Origin of the sequence: Rhizobacter sp. (assembly GCF_031412495.1) — a bacterium.
Lineage (GTDB): Bacteria > Pseudomonadota > Gammaproteobacteria > Burkholderiales > Burkholderiaceae_C > Schlegelella_A.
In genome coordinates, this window is sequence record NZ_JANODC010000527.1 from 1 (window position 1) to 2,103 (window position 2,103).

Consider the following 2,103-nt stretch of genomic DNA (forward strand, 5'->3'; position numbering starts at 1 on the left):
CCCCCGGCGGTGACCGAGTTCCCGGACGTCTCTCGCCTGAACGAGCTGCTGATCGTCGGCCCGGTCACCGTGCGCAGCGCCTGCTCGCACCACCTGTGCCCGATCATGGGCCGGGTCTGGATCGGCATCCTGCCGAACGAACACTCGAACCTCATCGGCCTGTCGAAATACGTCCGCATCTGCGACTGGATCATGAGCCGGCCGCAGATCCAGGAAGAGGCGGTGACGATGCTGGCGAACGAGCTGCAGGACCGCGTCAAGCCCGACGGCCTGGCCATCGTCATGGAGGCCGACCACTTCTGCATGGCCTGGCGCGGCGTCAAGGACGCGGACGCGAAGATGACGAACAGCGTCATGCGCGGCTCCTTCCTCAAGGACGCCAACCTGCGCCGCGAGTTCCTGTCGCTGGTCGGCCGGAAGGCCTGAAGGAGCACCCGATGCTGGTCCGTCTCATGTATGCCAGCCGTGCCGCGGCTGGCGTCGATGCCGAAGTGATGGCGGCGATCCTCAAGCGCTCGAAGGAGCACAACCCGCGCGTCGGCGTCACCGGCGTGCTCTGCCACTGCGCCAACGCCAACATCTTCCTGCAGGTGCTCGAGGGCGGCCGCAGCCCCGTCAGCACCCTCTACAACCGGATCGCGCAGGACCCGCGCCACCGCGACGTCGCCCTGCTCAGCTACGAGGAGATCGGCGAGCGCAGCTTCTCGAGCTGGTCGATGGGGCAGGTCAACATGAGCCGCCTCAACCCGGCGCTGCTGCTGAAGTATTCCGAAGCGGCGGTGCTCGACCCCTACGCCGTCTCCGGCAAGGCGTCGCTCGCCCTCTTCAACGAGCTGGTGGCAACGGCGTCGGTGAACGCGCCGGTCTGACGGCGGAGGCGGCCGGCCGGGCCGCCTCGGTGGCGGCCGCCGCTTGCGCAATCCCTGACGATGCCGACGCCGGCCGGGCCGCAGCCCGCGCCGCGGCCGAGCGCTTGTTCTGGTCGTTGCGGTCGGCGGCGCCCGCCGGCGGAACGGGGGTGCCGAGCGGCATGCTGTCGCTGGTCGCCGGCGTGCCGCTGTCGACCCCGGCCGGAATGGCGGTGGACTGCGATCCGGTCGGCGGCAGCCGCGGTGGCGGCTTGGGCTGGGGCTGCTGCGCCGCGGCCCACGGCACCAGGACGCTGGCGGCGAGGGCGACGGCGGCCGATCTGGCGACGCGAAGATGGCACGACATGGCGACTCCCTGGGCACGGACCCGAGGCGTCGAGTCTCCCACGCGGCTTCGCCCCGCCGCGTCGGACGGAGCGCTTCGCGCGGCTAGGTGTTCGACTTCGGCGCGGCGACCTTGCGCGCAGATGCCGCCTTCCTGGCCGGGCGCGCGGGTTTCTTGGCGGCCTTCTTCGCAGGTGCCTTGGCGGGCGTCTTTGCCGCCGTCAGCGAAGCCGCCTCCGCACCGGTCTTGGCCACCGGCCTCGCCGGCGCGCCGCCCTTCTTCGCCGCCGGCGGCCGACCGGGCCGCGGCTCGAACTCGAACACCACCTTGCCCTCGGTCGCGTCCCAGGCCAGGCGGGCCTTGAACTTGCGCCGCGTCTTGTTGGAGACGAAGCCGTCGAGCAGGTCGGTGCGACCGGTCTCGAGCAGCTTGGTCATCTGCTCGCGCGAGACCGGCTGCTGCAGGATCACCTTGCCGACCTTGAAGTCGCTCGACGGGTTCGGGCCGACCGCGTTCTCGGAGACGTAGCTGGTGCCGAACTCGAACACCCGGCCGCCGCTCTTCGGGCACTTGCCGAGCGGCTCCTGGTCGCCGAAGTCCACGGGCGCGCCGGACTCGGCTTCCCGCTTGGCCTCCTCGCCGAAATCGAACTCCAGCTTCCAGGTCCCGATCTCCTCGTCGCGGACGAGCTTGAGCTCGGCCGTGAACGGCCAGCCCGCCTTCGAGCGGAAGCCTTCGAGCGGGCCGATGCGCCGGTCGCGCAGGAAGGCCTCGACCTCGGCCAGCTCGAACGGGCGCCCGCCCGGGATCTTGCTCATCGAGAAGCCGCAGCCCTCGCGCGGCGGCGCAGCGCCGGGCGTGCCTTCGGGGATGCCAACGCAGGCGTAGCGGCGGTAGTTCTCCTTCACG

Annotated in this window: 4 protein-coding genes; 2 read left to right on the plus strand and 2 right to left on the minus strand. The window is 71.0% G+C overall.

Annotation, left to right across the window (positions count from 1 at the left end):
- Positions 1-426: GTP cyclohydrolase I (gene folE, locus AC30N0_RS19655; RefSeq protein ID WP_489519570.1), on the plus strand; the 426-nt coding region annotated here is incomplete at its 5' end.
- A gap of 11 nt (positions 427-437) precedes the next feature.
- A complete protein-coding gene (locus AC30N0_RS19660; protein WP_489519571.1) occupies positions 438-869 on the plus strand; it encodes a BLUF domain-containing protein in 432 nt (143 codons plus the stop codon).
- On the opposite strand, the gene AC30N0_RS19665 is transcribed toward AC30N0_RS19660, so the two are convergent.
- Both AC30N0_RS19665 and AC30N0_RS19670 read right to left on the minus strand, forming a co-directional pair.
- Complete coding sequence (locus AC30N0_RS19665) at positions 826-1,215, minus strand: hypothetical protein (RefSeq protein WP_489519572.1); 390 nt, start codon at positions 1,213-1,215, stop codon at positions 826-828. The genes AC30N0_RS19660 and AC30N0_RS19665 overlap by 44 nt on opposite strands.
- A gap of 83 nt (positions 1,216-1,298) precedes the next feature.
- Positions 1,299-2,103, minus strand: an 805-nt coding sequence (locus tag AC30N0_RS19670) for a topoisomerase C-terminal repeat-containing protein (protein WP_489519573.1), incomplete at its 5' end; no start/stop codon positions are given.